Raw genomic sequence first — 15,163 nt, 5'->3', positions numbered from 1 at the left:
CCGCCTTCGTCGAACACCTCCACGCCACGTCCGCCCGGGAGAGCACACCATGCCAGACTCCGACCAGACCGCCCCGCCCGCCCAGGCGGAGGTCACCCCGTTGTACGGGCCGCGGTTCCGGCAGGATCCGGCCCGGGTCTACCGCGAGCTGCGGCACCGTCATGGGCCGGTCGCCCCGATCATGCTCGAAGGCGACGTGCCCGCGTGGATCGTGCTCGGATATCGCGAGCTCCGGCAGGTCCTCGGCAACGTGAAGCTGTTCAGCCGCGACCCCCGCCGCTGGAACGCCTGGGACCGCATCCCGTCCGACTGGCGCCTGCTACCGAACGTCCAACACGTCCCGCTGTTCAGCGAGGGCGAGGAACGTCAGCGGCACGTCCAGCCGATCGGGGAGGCCCTCGCCGGCATCGACCAGTTCGAGCTGAGGGCGCAGTGCGAGACGATCGCCGACCGCCTGATCGACGGGTTCGCCGGGGGCGGCCAAGCCGAGCTGATGTCCCAGTACGCCCAGGCGGTACCGCTGCTGGCCCTCGCCAAGGTCTCCGGGCTGCCCGACTCCGAGACGCCGGATCTGCTGCGGGACATGAAGGCCACGATGGACAGCCAGGGCGCGATGGAGGCCGGGATACGGCTGGGCGTCATGTTCCAGCGGCTGCTCGACAGCAAGCGTGAGCATCCCGGCCCGGACCTGGTCTCGCGCATGCTGGCGCACCCGGCGAACCTCGGCGACGAAGAGCTCATCATCGACCTCGGGGTGGTGATCATCGCCGCGCAGCAGCCCACCGCCGACTGGATCGGGAACACCCTGCGGCTGATGCTGACCGACGACCGGTTCGCGGTGAGCCTCGCGGGCGGCCGCCGCAGCGTCGGGCAGGCACTGAACGAGGTGCTGTGGGAGGACACACCCAGCCAGAACAACGCGGGGAGGTGGGCCGTCCAGGACACCCGGCTCGGCGGGCAGCAGATCGCCGCGGGTGACCTGCTCGTCGTCAGTTTCGCGGCGGCGAACAACGACCCGCAGGTGCGCCCGGACCCCTACGCCGGATCGGCCGGCAACCAGGCCCAGTTGTCGTTCAGCCACGGCGAGCACCGGTGCCCGTATCCGGCGCCGGAGCTCGCCGAGGTGATCGCCAAGGCCGCCGTGGAGGTGCTGCTCGACCGGCTCCCCGACGTGCGGCTGGCCGTACCCGCCGACTCGCTCGAATGGCGGGACTCCTTCATGCTGCGCGGCCTGACTGCCCTGCCGGTCACCTTCACTCCCGCGTACGTCACCGGAGGAGCCGGCTGAACCGGACGGGCGGACGGGCGGACGGGCGGGCTCAGCCGGGCGGGCGGGGGCTGCCGGCGCCCGCGTGGGCGATCTCGATGAACCGGGTCGCGTTGCGTACGGCGGCGCCGCCGGGGTCGTTGTTGAAGTAGACGTAGGCGTCGGCCCGGGGGCCCCAGGTGCCGGCGAGCCGTTCCGCCCAGGTCTGCAGCGCTCTGTCGCCGTACATCGGCCAGGGCTTCGCCGAGCCCTCGTGGAACCGCAGATACGCCCAGTCGGCGGTCCGCCACAGCGGCGTGACCGGCCGGCCGCGCCGGTCCGCCCAGCACAGCGCCGCTCCGTGCCGCGTGAGCAGGTCGCGGACCTCGTCGGTCCACCAGGACGGATGCCGTGGCTCGACGGCCACCCGCACTCCGGCCGGGAAGCCGTGCAGGCATTCGGCGAGCCGGCCGGGATCCGCCTTCAGATTGGGCGGCAGCTGCAGCAGGACCGGCCCGAGCCGCGGGCCCAGGCCGCGGGCCGTCTCCATCAGCCGTCCCACAGGCTCCGCGGGATCCTTCAACCGCCTGATGTGGGTGAGGTACCGGCTGGCCTTCACCGCCATGACGAAGCCGTCCGGGGTGCGGTCCCGCCAGCTCTCGAAGGTCTCCCGTTTGGGCAGGCGGTAGAAGGCGTTGTTGTTCTCGACGGTGCCGAAGCACTCGGCGTACCGCTCCAGCCACAGCCGCTTGGGCAGCCCCGGCGGGTAGAGCCGGCCACGCCAGTCGTCGTACTGCCACCCGGACGTGCCCACGAGCATCGCCATACGCAACCAGCCACGCAGAGTGATCAAGAAGAGTGATCAAAGTGATTACCGGTGGCCACCACTTTACGCCAGGAGCGAGTTCTGGGAGGGATGCCGGCCGGTGACCAGGCGCCCCTCTTTCGGGGACCTTCGGCCCTTTCCGGCCGGTCGCGGCCCGGAGCAGCGTGGAAGACGGAGACGAAAAACCGTGGACCCGTGTCCCGGGATCCCGGCGATCCGGGTCCGTCAAGGGAGGCCACGATGACCACGGCACGAGACATCATGCACGGCGGCGAAGTCCAGTGCATCGGCGAACACGAGACCCTCGACGCGGCGGCCCGGATGATGCGTGACCTCAATGTCGGCGCACTGCCGATCTGCGGGGACGACGACCGGCTCCGCGGCATCATCACCGACCGTGACATCGTCGTGAAGTGCATCGCGGAGGACTGCGACCCGCGCAGCATGACCGCGGATCGGCTGGCTCAGGGCAAGCCGGTCACGGTGGATGCGGACGCGGACATAGACGACGTCCTTCACGTCATGGAGGAGAACCGGATCCGCAGGCTGCCCGTCGTCCACGACCGGCGGCTGGTCGGCATGATCAGCGAGGCCGATCTCGCCCGTAACCTGCCCGACCAGGCCGTCGGTCACTTCGTCGAGGTGATCTCTGACAGCGGGTGACCTCTCGATCCTCCTCGTGGACCGGCGCGATCCTGCCGGTCCACGGCGGGGTGTGTCGGGGATCGTCCTGAGGGGAGGAGGTGAGGGACGCGGGTGCACCCGACGCACCCGCCACCGTGAAAGGCAGTGCTGATGCGCGACCCCATGCCTGATCCGTCACCGGTTCCGCCGATCCCGCCCGTCCCGGAGCCGTCGCCGGTGCCGCCCACGCCGGAGCCCTCTCCGGTCCCGCCGCTCCCGGCCCCCGGGCCCATACCGACGCCTCCGCCGGATCCGTCACCGCCCAGTCCGATTCCCGGGCCCGCCACAGCGGTGACCTAGAACCGCTGGTCACGGCGGAGCGGATGATCGGCGGGCACCTCGACCAGCACGATCCGCACGCCGTCCGGGTCCTCGATCCACATCTCCACCAGTCCCCAGGGCTCCACCCGGGGCTCGCGGAGGACGCCGGCACCGGCGGCGGACAGCCGCCGGTGCTCGGCGCGGACGTCCCGGACCTGGATCCAGATCATCACCGCCCGGCCGGGAGCCTCGGGTGCGCGGCCGGAGACCTCGAGAAATCCCGAGCCCAGGTAGAACACCAGCCCCGGATCGTCGGGCGGCCCGAACTCGCGGTGGACCGCCAGCCCGAGCACGTCGCGGTAGAAACGCCGGCTGCGCTCGGGGTCGGTGGGGCGCACCAGGATCCTGCTGCTCAATACGTCCATGCCCTCGATCCTGACCGATGCGCGCGGCCCGATGCGCGCGGCCCGATGCGCGCGGCCCGATGCGCCGGCCGGTGGGCATTGCCCGCATGAGCGCGGCCTGATGCGGGCGGCCTGATGCGCGCGGTCCGGTGGGCCGCCGGCCGTGGCCTCGGCGGCGAGGGACGTCAGGCGTCGCCGGCGGCGTACACCCGCCGTCCGCCCACGAAGGTCTGCAGCACGCGGGCCCGGCCGATCGCCTCGGGCGGCCCGTCGAAGACGTCCCGGTCCAGGACGACCAGGTCCGCCCGCCGCCCGGGCGCGATCGTCCCGGTGTCGTCGAGATGGTTCGCGTGGGCGCTGCCCGCCGTGTACGCCGCCAGCGCGGCACCGAGGTCGATGCGCTGGGCGGGCAGGAACACCGGCACGTCGTCCTTGGCGTCCGGCGCCCGCCGGTTCACCGCGACATGGATGCCCTGGAGGGGATCCGCGCTGCTGACCGGCCAGTCGCTGCCCGCCGCCAGCGTCGCTCCCGCCCGCAACAGGTCGCCGAACGGGTACTGCCGGGCGGCCCGCTCCCGGCCCAGGAACGGGATCGTCAGCTCGTCCATCTGCGGCTCGTGCGCGGCCCACAGCGGCTGGATGTTGGCGATGGCGCCGAGCCGCCGGAAGCGCGGGACGTCGTCGGGGTGCACGACCTGCAGATGCGCGAGGTGCGGCCGGGTGCCGGTCCAGCCGTTGGCGTGCCGGGCCGCCTCGACGGCGTCGAGCGCCTCGCGGACGGCGCGGTCGCCGAGGGCGTGGAAGTGCACCTGGAAGCCGTGCGCGTCGAGTGCGGTGACGTACGCCCGCAGCGCGCCCGGCTCGACGAAGGAGATGCCGCTGTTGTCGGAGGCGCAGCCGCAGCCGGTCAGGTACGGCCCCAGCATGGCGGCCGTGTGGTTCTCCGCGATGCCGTCCTGCATGATCTTCACGGTGGTGGCCCGCATCCGGCCGACGGTGTACCGGTCCCGCAACTCCAGGAGCTCGGGGATCTGCTCGGCTCCCCGCGCGCGGTCCCACCACAGCGCCCCGACGACGCGGGCGGTCAGGGTGCCCTCACGTGCGGCCGTGACGTAGGCCGGGCCCGGATCGGCCATCGTGCCGTGGCTGCCGACCATCGCGTCCTGCCAGGCGGTGACGCCGTAGGAGTGCAGCAGGGACTGGGCGGTCAGCAGGGCGGCGACCTGCTCGCCGGCCGTCGGCCGGGGCACCAGCGCGGCGACCAGGCCCATCGCGCCCTCCTGCAGCATCCCGGTGGGACGGCCCTGCGCGTCACGTTCGATGCGGCCGTCGGCGGGATCGGGGGTACCTGAGGTCACACCCGCGATCTCCAGTGCCCGGCCGTTGACCCAGGCGCCGTGGTGGTCCCGGTTGGCGAGGTAGACCGGGCGGTCCGGGACGATCTCGTCGAGCAGCGTGCCGGCCGGCGTGCCCCCGGGAAAGGCCTCCATCGACCACCCGCCACCCGTGATCCACTCCACGTCGGGGTGGGCGTCGGCGTACGCGCGGATGCGCTGCCGGTACTCCTCCAGCGACACCGCTCCGGTGAGGTCGCACTGGCCCAGCTCGGTGCCGCCGCCCACCGGGTGCACATGCGCGTCCTGGAATCCGGGCACCAGCAGCCGTCCCGCCAGGTCGACGACCTCGGTCCGGGGCCCGATGAGCTCGCGGACCTCGTCGTGGCCGACGGCGATGACGCGGTCCCCCCGTACGGCGACGGCCGTGGCCCGGCTGCGCGCGGCGTCGACGGTGTGCACCGGGCCGCCGGCGAAGACCAGGTCGGCGGTGTGCGCGTGTGGCATCTGCGGTGGGCTCCCGTCGCTCGGATGCGTTCCTCCGCCTGGGGAAAAGACCAGGCCAGGCCATCATCGCCGGTCGGTGCGAGCGTATCGGGGGCGACCGGGGACAACGTCCGCCGGGGCCGGTGTCAGCGGTGGTCGCCGGGGGCGGGCCGCCCGCCCGGGTCGCCGGGCCCGAGGGCGAAGTACAGCCGGAAGGTCGCGCTGCCGGGGGAGGTGTGCACCCGGACGAGGTCGGCGATGTGGTGGACGAGCAGCAGCCCGCGCCCGCCGTCGCAGCCGAGCCCGACCGGCAGCCGCCCGGCCAGCGGGTCGCCGAGGTGACCGGCGTCGTCGACCTGGCACAGCAGCTGTGCGTCCTCGGCCCAGATCCGCAGGGTGCCCCGGCCGCCGCCGTGCAGCACCGAGTTGGCGGCCAGCTCGTTGACGGCGACCTCGAGGTCGAGGACCCGCTCCGCCCGGAGGCCCAGCCGGGCGGCGTGCTCGGCGGCGAAACCGCGGACATGGATCAGATCGCCGGCGTCGAAGTGCAGGACGGCGACGTCGCCGGCCTCGATGCGGTCGAGCGGCAGGTTGCACTCGTCGATGATCTTCTCAGGGGCGTAGGCCGAGCTGACCCGCTCCTCACCGTGGTCGATCAGGACCGGGTGGGTGGCGGCGGCATCGGCGAGCGTGCCCGGGTCGAGACCGGCCGCGTCGTAGGGGCACAGGATGGTCACCGAGCGGCCGGCGAACGCGAGGTTGATCAACGCTTCGTGGTGGACGCACGCGGGATACTCCACCCGGCTCCGGCCCGGCCAGATCGGCTCGCCGATGATGCGTATGCGCTCGGCGTCCGGGTGGCGGTCGGCGAAGGCGCGCAGGATCCCGGGGATGATGCGGCCGGGGTTCCGGCCCGCCACCGTCATGTCGATCCACTCGACCTGACCGGCCGGGGCGGGGCCGCTCTCGCGGAGCGCGTCGCGCAGCAGCCGCAGCCGCTGTCCCGGTACGGCGACGGCCACCGGGTCCCCGGCGTCCAGGCCGGCGCGGATGAACGGGATCAGAGCGGTCACATACTCGTGTTCACCGCGGTACAGCACCGCGGGATGCACGAACGCGTCAGTGACCGTCATACCTGAGCCATCCCCGTGTTCATACCGATTCCATCCCCGCAATCATCGGCTCCTCACCTGGATCGCCGATGAGTCTGACGAAATCCCGATGTGATCCGCATTGCAGGTTACCCGCGGGTCGCGGTTCTCGTCCGTCTCGCGCCCCGTGCCCTCTCCACCCGCCGTGATCACGCAATCCAGCGGCGGTGGATCGCGTGATCACGACGGGTGCAGGGGGTGAGGGCGGGGCCGGGTCGGCCCGTTGTAAGCCCGGTCACAAACAGGCCGCTGAAATTCGCAGAAGGCTGTGTTATCTCCGGTCCCAGGTTGGGCGATAGTCGGGTCCCGGTAGTCCCAGCTGCCGGAACGCCTCAGGCTCCAGTGCTCGTGGGCCGCGTACTCCGGCGGCGCCCCGCCCCACCCCGGAGAGCACATGAAACTCAGACTGCACCGTCTCGTGACCGCCACCGTCGCGAGCGCCGCCGCCGCGGCATCGGTCCTGGTCGCCACCCCGCACGCCGGTGCCGCGCCCCTGCTCTGCATGTCGTCGGCGAACGACATCTACACTCCGCCCGCGACGGTCAACGGCAGCCCGGGCGATCTGCTGGCCTGCCGGTCGGTCACGTTGTCGCAGGTGCCGGGCAACATCGCCATGCGGGCCTGGCAGGTGAAGTACGTCTCCACGGACGTCAGCGGCAAGAAGATCGCGGTCACCGGTACGGTCGCGATCCCGAACGCCTCGTGGACCGGAGGCGGAACCCGTCCGGTGGTCGCGTTCAACCCCGGCACACTCGGCCTCGGCACACAGTGCGCGTTCTCCAAGCAGCTTGCCGGCGCCTACCAGGACGAGTACGAGGGCGAGCAGATCGCCTCGTTCCTGACGGCCGGGTACGCCGTCGCCGCGACCGACGGGGTCGGCTACATGAACGGCCAGACCCACACGTACGTGGTGGGCGCCAACGCCGCGCACGCCCTGCTCGACATCGTCAGGACCTCCTTCCAGGTTCCCTTCGGGGGGCTCAGCGCGCAGACCAAGGTCGGGATCGCCGGTTACTCCGAGGGCGGCGCGGCCTCCCTGTGGGCGGCGCAACTGGCCGCCTCGTACGCCCCTCAGCTCAAGGTGGCGGGCGTCGCGTCGGGCGGGGTGCCCGGCGACCTGAGGGTCACCGCCGCCGGCCTGAACGGCGGGGCGTTCGCCGGCTTCCTGGCGGACGCGGTGATCGGCCTCGGTGCCGCCTACCCGAACATGCCGTTCGACTCGCTGCTCAACGCCACCGGCAGGGACGCGGTGAGCAAGGCCAAGGGCCTGTGCCTGCTCGGGACCGTCAGCCAGTTCGCCTTCGCCAACATCACCAACTTCACCACCGACCGCCTCACCCTCGACCAGCTGTACGCCTTGAAGGGCTCGGACGGACGGACCTGGGGCCAGGTCGTCGACGACCAGAAGCTCGGCGTGAACATCGGCCCGGCGGGCTCGGGCGCCAAGTACACGATCGGCTTCCCGGTCTTCCAGTACCGCGGCGCGCTGGAGGAGGTGATCCCGATCGCCACGGAGGAGGCCACCCACACCGCCTACTGCCAGGCCGGGATCACCACACAGTGGAAGAACGACTACGCCGGCGAGCACCTGATCGCCGACGGCAGCGCCAAGGACGACGTCACCAAGTGGCTCGGCGCCCGGTTCGCCGGGACCCCGACGTCCGGTAACTGCTGACCCCGGAGAGGCCGGCGAGACGTTCCCGGGTGCCGCGAACCCCTCAGGCGCGGCACCCGGGAGCCCGGCCGGCTCCGGCGGTCCTCCTCCAGACCGCTGGATCCGGCTTTCGTGACGGGATGGGGCCCGTCACCGACGGGCGCCCCCGGCCCGCGGGCCGGGGGCGTCAGGGTTTGCGGGCGATGCCGCCGTACCAGTTGACCTCCTCGGCCGGCGGGCGCGGGGCATCGCCGTCGGGCCGCCACTCCGACACCAGGGTCACGCCGGGTTCGACGAGTTCGAGCCCGGCGAAGGCGAGTTCGGTGAAGGCGGCGGCGTCGCGGGCCTGAGCGGGGACGCCGCCGTCGCGGTAGGTCTGCTCCAGCCCGCGCACGCCGACCGGGTCGTGCTCGGCGGAGACATGTGAGGCCATGAAGTAGCTGCCGGAGGGCAGCGCGTCCAGCAAGGTGCGCACGATCTCGCGCGGATGGTCCTCATCGGTCAGGAAGTGCAGGATGGCGACCAGCCCGAGCGCGATGGGCTGGTCGAAGTCGAGGGTGCCGCGCACGGCGGGGTCGTTCAGGATGCTCTCGGCGTCACGCAGGTCCGCGTCGATGTAGGCCGTCCTGCCCTCGGGCGCGCTGGTGAGCAGGGCGTGCGCGTGGGCGAGCACGATGGGATCGTTGTCGACGTAGACGACCCGGCAGGTGGGGTCGATGGCCTGGGCGACCTCGTGCACGTTGCCGGCGCTGGGCAGGCCCGTGCCGATGTCGAGGAACTGCCGGACACCGGCCTCCTGGACCAGGTGGCGTACCCCGCGCCCCAGGAAGGCGCGGTTCTCCCGGACCGCGGTGCGAACCGCCGTCCAGCTCCGCATCGCCTTCTCGGCGGTCTCCCGGTCGGCCTGGAAGTGGTCCTTGCCGCCCAGGTAGTAGTCGTACATGCGGGCCGAGTGCGGCCTGTCGGTGTCCAACTGGGTGGGGACCTGACCGGCTTCCTCGGCTCCGAAGACCGGAAGGCTCCACGGCCGTCGGGATTCACCGGACATTGCATCCTCCAGTACGTTTTGTGCTTTTCGGAACTGTAGCGCCGACGGTGTGGTCCGACGGCTGGGCACCACCGGTTCCCAGGCTCGGGTCCGTACCGGTGCCCGGTCGCATGCCGTTCCCGTGCCGGGTGTCGAGGCCGGGTGCCAAAGGCCCGGTAAGGCGGGCGGACGGAGGTTGGCTCGCCGCGCGTGGCGGCACGGGACGGTCGCCGGGTCCGCGATATACGGGCCGTTTCCCGCCGTGGCAATCGCCGGTGGTCCATCATCCGGGCGGTCGGCTGGCCTCCTCTTACCGCGCCTGCGGGCGTGCTAACGTCTGCCCACCCGAAGCTCTTGATCGTCGCTCTGGAAAAGGCGTCGATGGCATAGCGGCCAGTGGTTGATCCTGGCCTCAGGACCATGTTCCGAAAGGGACGATATCGCCATGCTCATCCCCAACCCTGGAGACTATGTCGCGCTCATGTGGTCCCGAAAGCGGATCCGGCAACGGGTGAAGTGGTCAGGAGCATGGGTCATGGCAGCGAGTCTGGCGGCGGCCGTCGGTGCCGCTCCGTTCCTGTCCGCCACGGCCTCTCCCGGCGACATGACACCGGGCACCGCCGTCCGGCCGGGCGCCGCGCCGAGGCCGAGCCGCACGGCCACACCGAGATCCACCGCGACACCGAGCTCCACCGCGACACCGGAATCCACCGCGACACCGGACGAGACCGCGACGCCGGACGAGACACCCGAGGAGGAGGCCACACCCGAGGAGTCCGCGCAGGTAGAGGAGACGCCGGATCCGGAGAAGATCGAGCACAAGATCCGCGACGTGAATCGCGTCTGCCGGCGCATGTCCTTCTTCAAAATCGGGTTCCACCAGCACCGGGACCTGTTCATGCCGCACACCCATTTCATCGATGGCCCCGCTCCGCCCGGGGGCGGCGAGATGAAGGCGGTGGTCGTCCGGTCGCACGTCTTCAACCTCGACGTGGAGCTCGAACTCGAGAGGGAGCGCGAGTTCTCGGTCAAGGACCTTGTCATCAAGGCGCGGAAGATGGTGAATCCGGAGATCTCGGAGTCCCACACGGTGCAGGTCGGACACGAATACCTGGTGCATACGACCAAGGGAATGTACGGCCATCTGCGCTACCGCGTCTTCGGTTACCGAGTCGACTTCCAGCAATGGAAGGTATTCTCCGACTGCGGCCGTTTGAAAGTCGTCTCCGGAGTCGTCGACTTCCCCACTTCGAGGGAAGGCTGGAAGTACTGGGAGACCAGGCACGCCTGAGCGGACGTGCCCGACCCCCCGGGGCGCCGTGATCCTCCGTACGGCCGATGCCTTGCGGGGCGCTTCGGCGACGCGCCGTCCTGTTCTCCGGCGACGTGCCGGCGTTTTAGCACGAAAAAGCGGGATACATGCTGCCTGTCCTGCGACTGCACGGTCCGGGCTTGAGTAGGGTTCCTGTCGTGTTGGCCACGCTGAGCGCAGAGGGTGATGGAGCTTGACAACGTCAACGTCGACCTCCCCGGAGACCGGGCTGCGGCGGTGGCTGCTCAACGGTCTGCACCGCCCGGGCCGCGGCGGCGCTCACCAGGAGGCGCCGCACAAGCAGCACGCCTGGTGGCAGGTGATGTGCCTGACCGGCGTCGACTACTTCTCCACCCTCGGTTACCAGCCGGGGATCGCCGCACTGGCCGCCGGGGCGCTCAGTCCCGTCGCGACGCTGCTGCTGGTCGCCCTCACCCTCTTCGGGGCGTTGCCGGTCTACCGGGCGGTCGCCAAGGAGAGCCCGCACGGGCTGGGTTCCCTGTCGATGCTGGAGAGCCTCCTGGCCGGGTGGCGCGGGAAGCTTCTGGTGCTGTTCCTGCTCGGCTTCGTCGCCACCGCGTTCATCGTGACGATCACGTTGTCCGCGGCCGACGCGAGCGCGCACCTGCTGCACAACCCGTTCGTGCCCACGTCGCTGGCCGGCTGGCAGATCCCGGTGACGCTGGTCCTGATCGCGGCCCTGGGGGCGGTGTTCCTGGTCGGGTTCAGCGAGGCCATCTCGATCGCCGTGGTCCTGGTCGCGGTGTACCTGTCGCTGAACGTGGTCGTCGTCCTGACCGCCCTGCAGCACGTGTTCGCAGAGCCCCACCTGGTGACCAACTGGAAGAACGCCCTCTCGACCGACTACTCCAGCCCGCTCGCCATGGTCGCGGTGTCGCTGTTCGTCATGCCCAAGCTCGCCCTGGGCCTGTCCGGATTCGAGACCGGCGTGGCGGTGATGCCCCTGGTCAAGGGCGATCTTCAACGGCGCATCAAGGGGGCCCGGCGGCTCCTGACCACCGCGGCGCTCATCATGAGCGTCTTCCTGATCACCACGAGCTTCGCCACCACGGTGCTGATCCCGGAGAAGGAGTTCAAGGAGGGCGGCCAGGCCAACGGCCGCGCGCTGGCCTACCTCGCCCACGAGTACCTCGGCGACTGGTTCGGTACCGCCTACGACCTCAGCACGGTCGCGATCCTGTGGTTCGCCGGCGCGTCGGCGATGGCCGGCCTGCTCAACATCGTGCCGCGCTACCTGCCGCGCTACGGGATGGCTCCCGACTGGGCGCGGGCGGCGCGGCCGATGGTGCTGATCTTCACGGCCATCTCGCTCGCGATCACCCTCTTCTTCAGGGCCGAGGTGGAGGCACAGGGCGGCGCCTACGCGACGGGCGTGCTGGCGCTGATCCTGTCGGCGGCGGTCGCGGTGACGCTGTCGGCGTGGAAGAACGGCAGGCACCGGATCGCCGTTCCGTTCGGGATCGTTACGCTGATCTTCGCCTACGCGACGGTCGCGAACATCATCGAGCGTCCGGACGGCCTGCTGATCGCGGCCTTCTTCGTCCTGGCGATCGTCCTCACCTCGCTGATCTCCCGCGCCACCCGCTCCACCGAGCTGCGCGCCACCGACGTCGCCTTCGACGAGGAGGCCCGCCGCTTCATCGAGGACGTGACCGAGATCCGGTTCATCGCCAACGAGCCGGACGCCCGCGATGCCCGGGAGTACCAGGACAAGGCCCGCGAAGCCTGGGAGCTGCACAGGCTCCGGCCCGACGAGGGACTGCTGTTCCTGGAGGTGACGGTCCCCGACGCGTCGGAGTTCGAGGCCGCGCTCCAGGTGGTCGGCGAGGAGCTGCACGGTTTCCGTATTCTCCGGGTGGAAAGCCCCAGCATCGCGAACGCGATCGCGGCCATCCTTCTCGAGGTGCGCGACGACACCAAGAAGCTGCCGCACGTCTACTTCCACTGGGCCGAGGGCAACCCCATCGGCGCGCTGCTGCGCTACCTGATCCTCGGCGGCGGAGACATCCCGCCGCTGACCCGGGAGATCCTGCGCCAGGCCGAGCCGGAGGTCGAGCACCGCCCCCTCGTCCACGTCGGCTGACGCCTGTCCGCGTCCGGCCCGGCCCGATCGCCGGGGAGCGGTCTCAGCCGAAGCGCGCGATCGCGGTCATGGTCGGCCGCAGGTTCCGCGCGCCCGGCAGCCGGTGCTGTACGGGTGCGAGCACGCCGTGGTAGAAGCCGCGGCCACGTGGCGGTGGCAGCTCACGGACCTCGGTGATGCGCGGATGGGCGGTGCGTACCCGCTGGAGTTCCCCGGCGTCCAGGCCCCAGGGCATCGGCGGTGTGCGGTAGCCCTGGCCGGTCTGCATCCTTCCCTGGACCGTGCGGGCACTGAACCAGCGCGGCACCGCGTCGAAGACCAGTGCCCCGCCGCGGAAGCGCTCGGCGCATCCGGCGATGAGCTCGCGTACCTCGGGGGGCCGCAGGTACATCAGCAGGCCCTGAGCGGTGATCAGCACGCCGCGCGAGGCGTCGACCTCGTCGTGCCACGCGCGATCCAGCGCCGAACACGCCAGAGTGCGCCGGCGTTCGCCGTCGGGCAGCAGCCGGCGCCGCACCTCCGCGGTCTCCGGGAGCTCCACGCACAGCCAGCGCACACGCCCATTGTCGACCCGCCAGAACTGACTCCCGAAAGACACCGACCCTGCCGGACATTCAACACCGCCCCCCTCCACCCCGCGCCTCCACACCCCGCGTCTCCGTACCCCGCCTCCCGCATTCACGGTGTGCCTGGCGGGCGGGTTCGGACCTATGGGATTTGCCGGGACGGGCTTCGCCAAGGTGATGATGGGGCCCATGGGGTCCGGGCTAACATCGGGCGGTGCGAATCGTGCGTGGTGTCACGGCGGGTGCCGTCACCCTGGCGTCCTGCCTGGCCCTGTCGGCCTGCGGGCCGGGGGGACGGGCCGCGGGCCCGCCGGTGGCGGTGCCGTCCAGCGCGGGCGCCACCGCATCCCCCGCACCGCCGGCCGGCCCGACCCCCACCCCGGTGCCGAAGCGGGTGCCCAAGCGGCCGCCGGCGGCGGGCAATCCGAAGGGCCGGGCCGTCGTGCCCGCCGCGGCGCGGGCGGCCGACACCTCCCATCCGACGCGCGTCATCGGCAACGGCACGCCCCGGAGCTGTACCTCGCGGGCCGTGGTCGCGGCGGTCGCCGCGGGCGGCGTCATCACCTTCTCCTGCGGTCCGGACCCGGTGACCATCACCCTGACGGCCACCGCGAAGATCCGTAACGCGAGTGCGGCGCGGATCGTGCTGGACGGCGGCGGCAAGGTCACCCTGAGCGGCGGCGGCAGGCGGCGGATCCTCTACATGAACACCTGCGATCGGGCGCAGGGCTGGACCACCTCGCACTGCAACGACCAGGACCACCCCCGGCTGACGGTGCAGAACCTGACGTTCGCCGACGGTGACGCCACCGGCCAGCGCACCGACGGGGGAGGCGGCGGCGCCATCTTCGTGCGCGGCGGCCGGCTCAACGTGGTCAACTCCCGGTTCGTCCGCAACCGCTGCGACGCCACCGGCCCCGATCTGGGAGGTGCGGCCATCCGGGTGCTGGACCAGTACCGCAAACTGCCCGTCTACATCGTCGGCAGCACCTTCGGCGGCGCCCCGGGCCTGGGCGGCGTATGCGCCAACGGCGGGGCACTGAGCAGCATCGGGGTGTCCTGGGAGGTGCTGAACAGCGTCATGAGCTACAACAGGGCGGTCGGAAGGGGCGCCAACCCGGCGCGCGGCGGTACCCCCGGCGGCGGCAGCGGCGGCGCCGTCTACACCGACGGTAACCGGTTCACCGTACGGATCGCGGGCTCGATCATCGAGGACAACCACGCCAACGAGGGCGGCGGAGCGGTCTTCTTCGTCAGCAACGACCTGACCGGGACGATGAGCATCGAGGGCTCGACGCTGCGCCGCAATCCCAGCGCCGGTTTCGAGACGCCCGGTTACCGGGGCATCTTCTTCCGAGGCGCGCGAAACCCGTCGGTGAGCTCCTCCACGCTGCGATGACCGTCCCGGACGAACGGTGATGGGCGGTGATGGACGGTGATGGACGGTGATGGACAGGAATGAACGGCGACTAACAGGAATGAACCGAGGTGAGCCGGATATGCAGGGCCTCCCGCCGGGGGGAGCATGGGACCGCGATGGCCGGGTAAGGGGGGCTCCATGGCAAGCCGTATAAGTGAACTGGTGCTCGACTGCCGTGATCCGGAGCGCCTCGCCGCGTTCTGGTGCGAGGTCCTGGGCTTCGTCGTGCTGTCCCGCGAGGCCGGCTGCGTCGAGATCGGCCCGGAGAAGGAGGGCTTCGGAGGTCCGCAGCCGACGATGATCCTGGAGCGTACCGACGATCCCAAGACCGGCAAGCTCCGGCTGCACATCGACCTCAGCGCCACCGACCGTGACCAGGCCGCCGAGCTCGACCGTCTCCTGGCCGCCGGGGCGACGCACGCCGATGTCGGGCAGACCGGGGCGGAGACCTGGCACGTTCTCGCCGATCCCGAGGGGAACGAGTTCTGTCTGCTCCGCAGCCGTGTCGACCCTCTGTAGCGGGTGTGCGCCATGCACTCGTCACCGTCGCAACCCGTTCTCCGCCTGAGCCGGCTGAGATAACGTCGGCAGGCGTGTGTACGGCAGGTGAAGGTCGCCCAAGGTGAGCCTGCGTGCTCCAGGCGTGGTCGGCGGGACCCCGGAGGGGCCGATGGCGGAACGACGGAAT

At 71.1% G+C, this 15,163-nt stretch carries 13 protein-coding genes; 7 read left to right on the top strand and 6 right to left on the bottom strand.

Going from position 1 to position 15,163, the window contains the following annotated elements; translation table 11 throughout:
- The first annotated feature begins 49 nt into the window (after window positions 1-49).
- The gene (locus ACRYCC_RS38810) at window positions 50-1,288 is read left to right on the top strand and encodes a cytochrome P450 (RefSeq protein ID WP_433819074.1); all 1,239 of its coding nucleotides are present in this window, start codon (window positions 50-52) and stop codon (window positions 1,286-1,288) included.
- 31 nt (window positions 1,289-1,319) lie between these two features.
- On the opposite strand, the gene ACRYCC_RS38805 is transcribed toward ACRYCC_RS38810, so the two are convergent.
- A complete protein-coding gene (locus ACRYCC_RS38805; protein WP_433819073.1) occupies window positions 1,320-2,099 on the bottom strand; it encodes a DUF72 domain-containing protein in 780 nt (259 codons plus the stop codon).
- Between the two features lie 213 nt (window positions 2,100-2,312).
- Between ACRYCC_RS38805 and ACRYCC_RS38800 the strand changes: the two genes are divergently transcribed.
- A complete protein-coding gene (locus ACRYCC_RS38800) occupies window positions 2,313-2,735 on the top strand; it encodes a CBS domain-containing protein (RefSeq protein ID WP_433819072.1) in 423 nt (140 codons plus the stop codon).
- A gap of 317 nt (window positions 2,736-3,052) precedes the next feature.
- Here ACRYCC_RS38800 and ACRYCC_RS38795 read toward each other — a convergent pair whose 3' ends face one another.
- From ACRYCC_RS38795 to ACRYCC_RS38785, 3 genes are all read right to left on the bottom strand, one after another.
- Window positions 3,053-3,442 (bottom strand): VOC family protein, encoded by a 390-nt coding sequence (locus ACRYCC_RS38795; protein WP_433819071.1) that lies wholly within the window; start codon window positions 3,440-3,442, stop codon window positions 3,053-3,055.
- Window positions 3,443-3,606: 164 nt separating this feature from the next.
- Complete coding sequence (locus ACRYCC_RS38790) at window positions 3,607-5,262, bottom strand: amidohydrolase (protein ID WP_433819070.1); 1,656 nt, start codon at window positions 5,260-5,262, stop codon at window positions 3,607-3,609.
- Window positions 5,263-5,387: 125 nt separating this feature from the next.
- Window positions 5,388-6,374 carry an anti-sigma factor RsbA family regulatory protein gene (locus ACRYCC_RS38785; protein ID WP_433819069.1) on the bottom strand — a complete coding sequence of 329 codons (987 nt, stop codon included), beginning with the start codon at window positions 6,372-6,374 and terminating at the stop codon, window positions 5,388-5,390.
- Between the two features lie 412 nt (window positions 6,375-6,786).
- On the opposite strand from ACRYCC_RS38785, the gene ACRYCC_RS38780 reads away from it, so the two are divergent.
- On the top strand, window positions 6,787-8,067 hold the full coding sequence (locus tag ACRYCC_RS38780; protein ID WP_433819068.1) for a lipase family protein: 1,281 nt from the start codon (window positions 6,787-6,789) through the stop codon (window positions 8,065-8,067).
- Window positions 8,068-8,233: 166 nt separating this feature from the next.
- Here the strand turns inward: ACRYCC_RS38780 and ACRYCC_RS38775 are convergent, their stop codons facing one another.
- Window positions 8,234-9,094: an SAM-dependent methyltransferase gene (locus tag ACRYCC_RS38775; protein WP_433819067.1), complete on the bottom strand. Its 861-nt coding sequence runs from the start codon at window positions 9,092-9,094 to the stop codon at window positions 8,234-8,236.
- Window positions 9,095-9,608: 514 nt separating this feature from the next.
- On the opposite strand from ACRYCC_RS38775, the gene ACRYCC_RS38770 reads away from it, so the two are divergent.
- Together ACRYCC_RS38770 and ACRYCC_RS38765 are read left to right on the top strand one after the other, a co-directional pair.
- A complete protein-coding gene (locus ACRYCC_RS38770; protein ID WP_433819066.1) occupies window positions 9,609-10,364 on the top strand; it encodes an RAD23 family protein in 756 nt (251 codons plus the stop codon).
- A gap of 214 nt (window positions 10,365-10,578) precedes the next feature.
- Entirely contained in the window at window positions 10,579-12,489 is a 1,911-nt protein-coding gene (locus tag ACRYCC_RS38765; RefSeq protein ID WP_433819065.1) for an APC family permease, read from the top strand.
- Window positions 12,490-12,532: 43 nt separating this feature from the next.
- Here the strand turns inward: ACRYCC_RS38765 and ACRYCC_RS38760 are convergent, their stop codons facing one another.
- Window positions 12,533-13,045 (bottom strand): class I SAM-dependent methyltransferase, encoded by a 513-nt coding sequence (locus ACRYCC_RS38760; RefSeq protein WP_433819064.1) that lies wholly within the window; start codon window positions 13,043-13,045, stop codon window positions 12,533-12,535.
- A 224-nt stretch (window positions 13,046-13,269) separates the two neighbouring features.
- Between ACRYCC_RS38760 and ACRYCC_RS38755 the strand changes: the two genes are divergently transcribed.
- Together ACRYCC_RS38755 and ACRYCC_RS38750 are read left to right on the top strand one after the other, a co-directional pair.
- The gene (locus ACRYCC_RS38755; protein ID WP_433819063.1) at window positions 13,270-14,454 is read left to right on the top strand and encodes a hypothetical protein; all 1,185 of its coding nucleotides are present in this window, start codon (window positions 13,270-13,272) and stop codon (window positions 14,452-14,454) included.
- A 159-nt stretch (window positions 14,455-14,613) separates the two neighbouring features.
- Window positions 14,614-14,994 carry a VOC family protein gene (locus ACRYCC_RS38750; RefSeq protein ID WP_433819062.1) on the top strand — a complete coding sequence of 127 codons (381 nt, stop codon included), beginning with the start codon at window positions 14,614-14,616 and terminating at the stop codon, window positions 14,992-14,994.
- Window positions 14,995-15,163 lie beyond the last annotated feature (169 nt).

The sequence above is a fragment of the Actinomadura scrupuli genome (assembly GCF_050971785.1).
GTDB lineage: Bacteria > Actinomycetota > Actinomycetes > Streptosporangiales > Streptosporangiaceae > Actinomadura_E > Actinomadura_E scrupuli.
The sequence above is the reverse complement of the archived record's forward strand: the minus strand, read 5'-3'. Positions and strand labels throughout refer to the sequence as shown.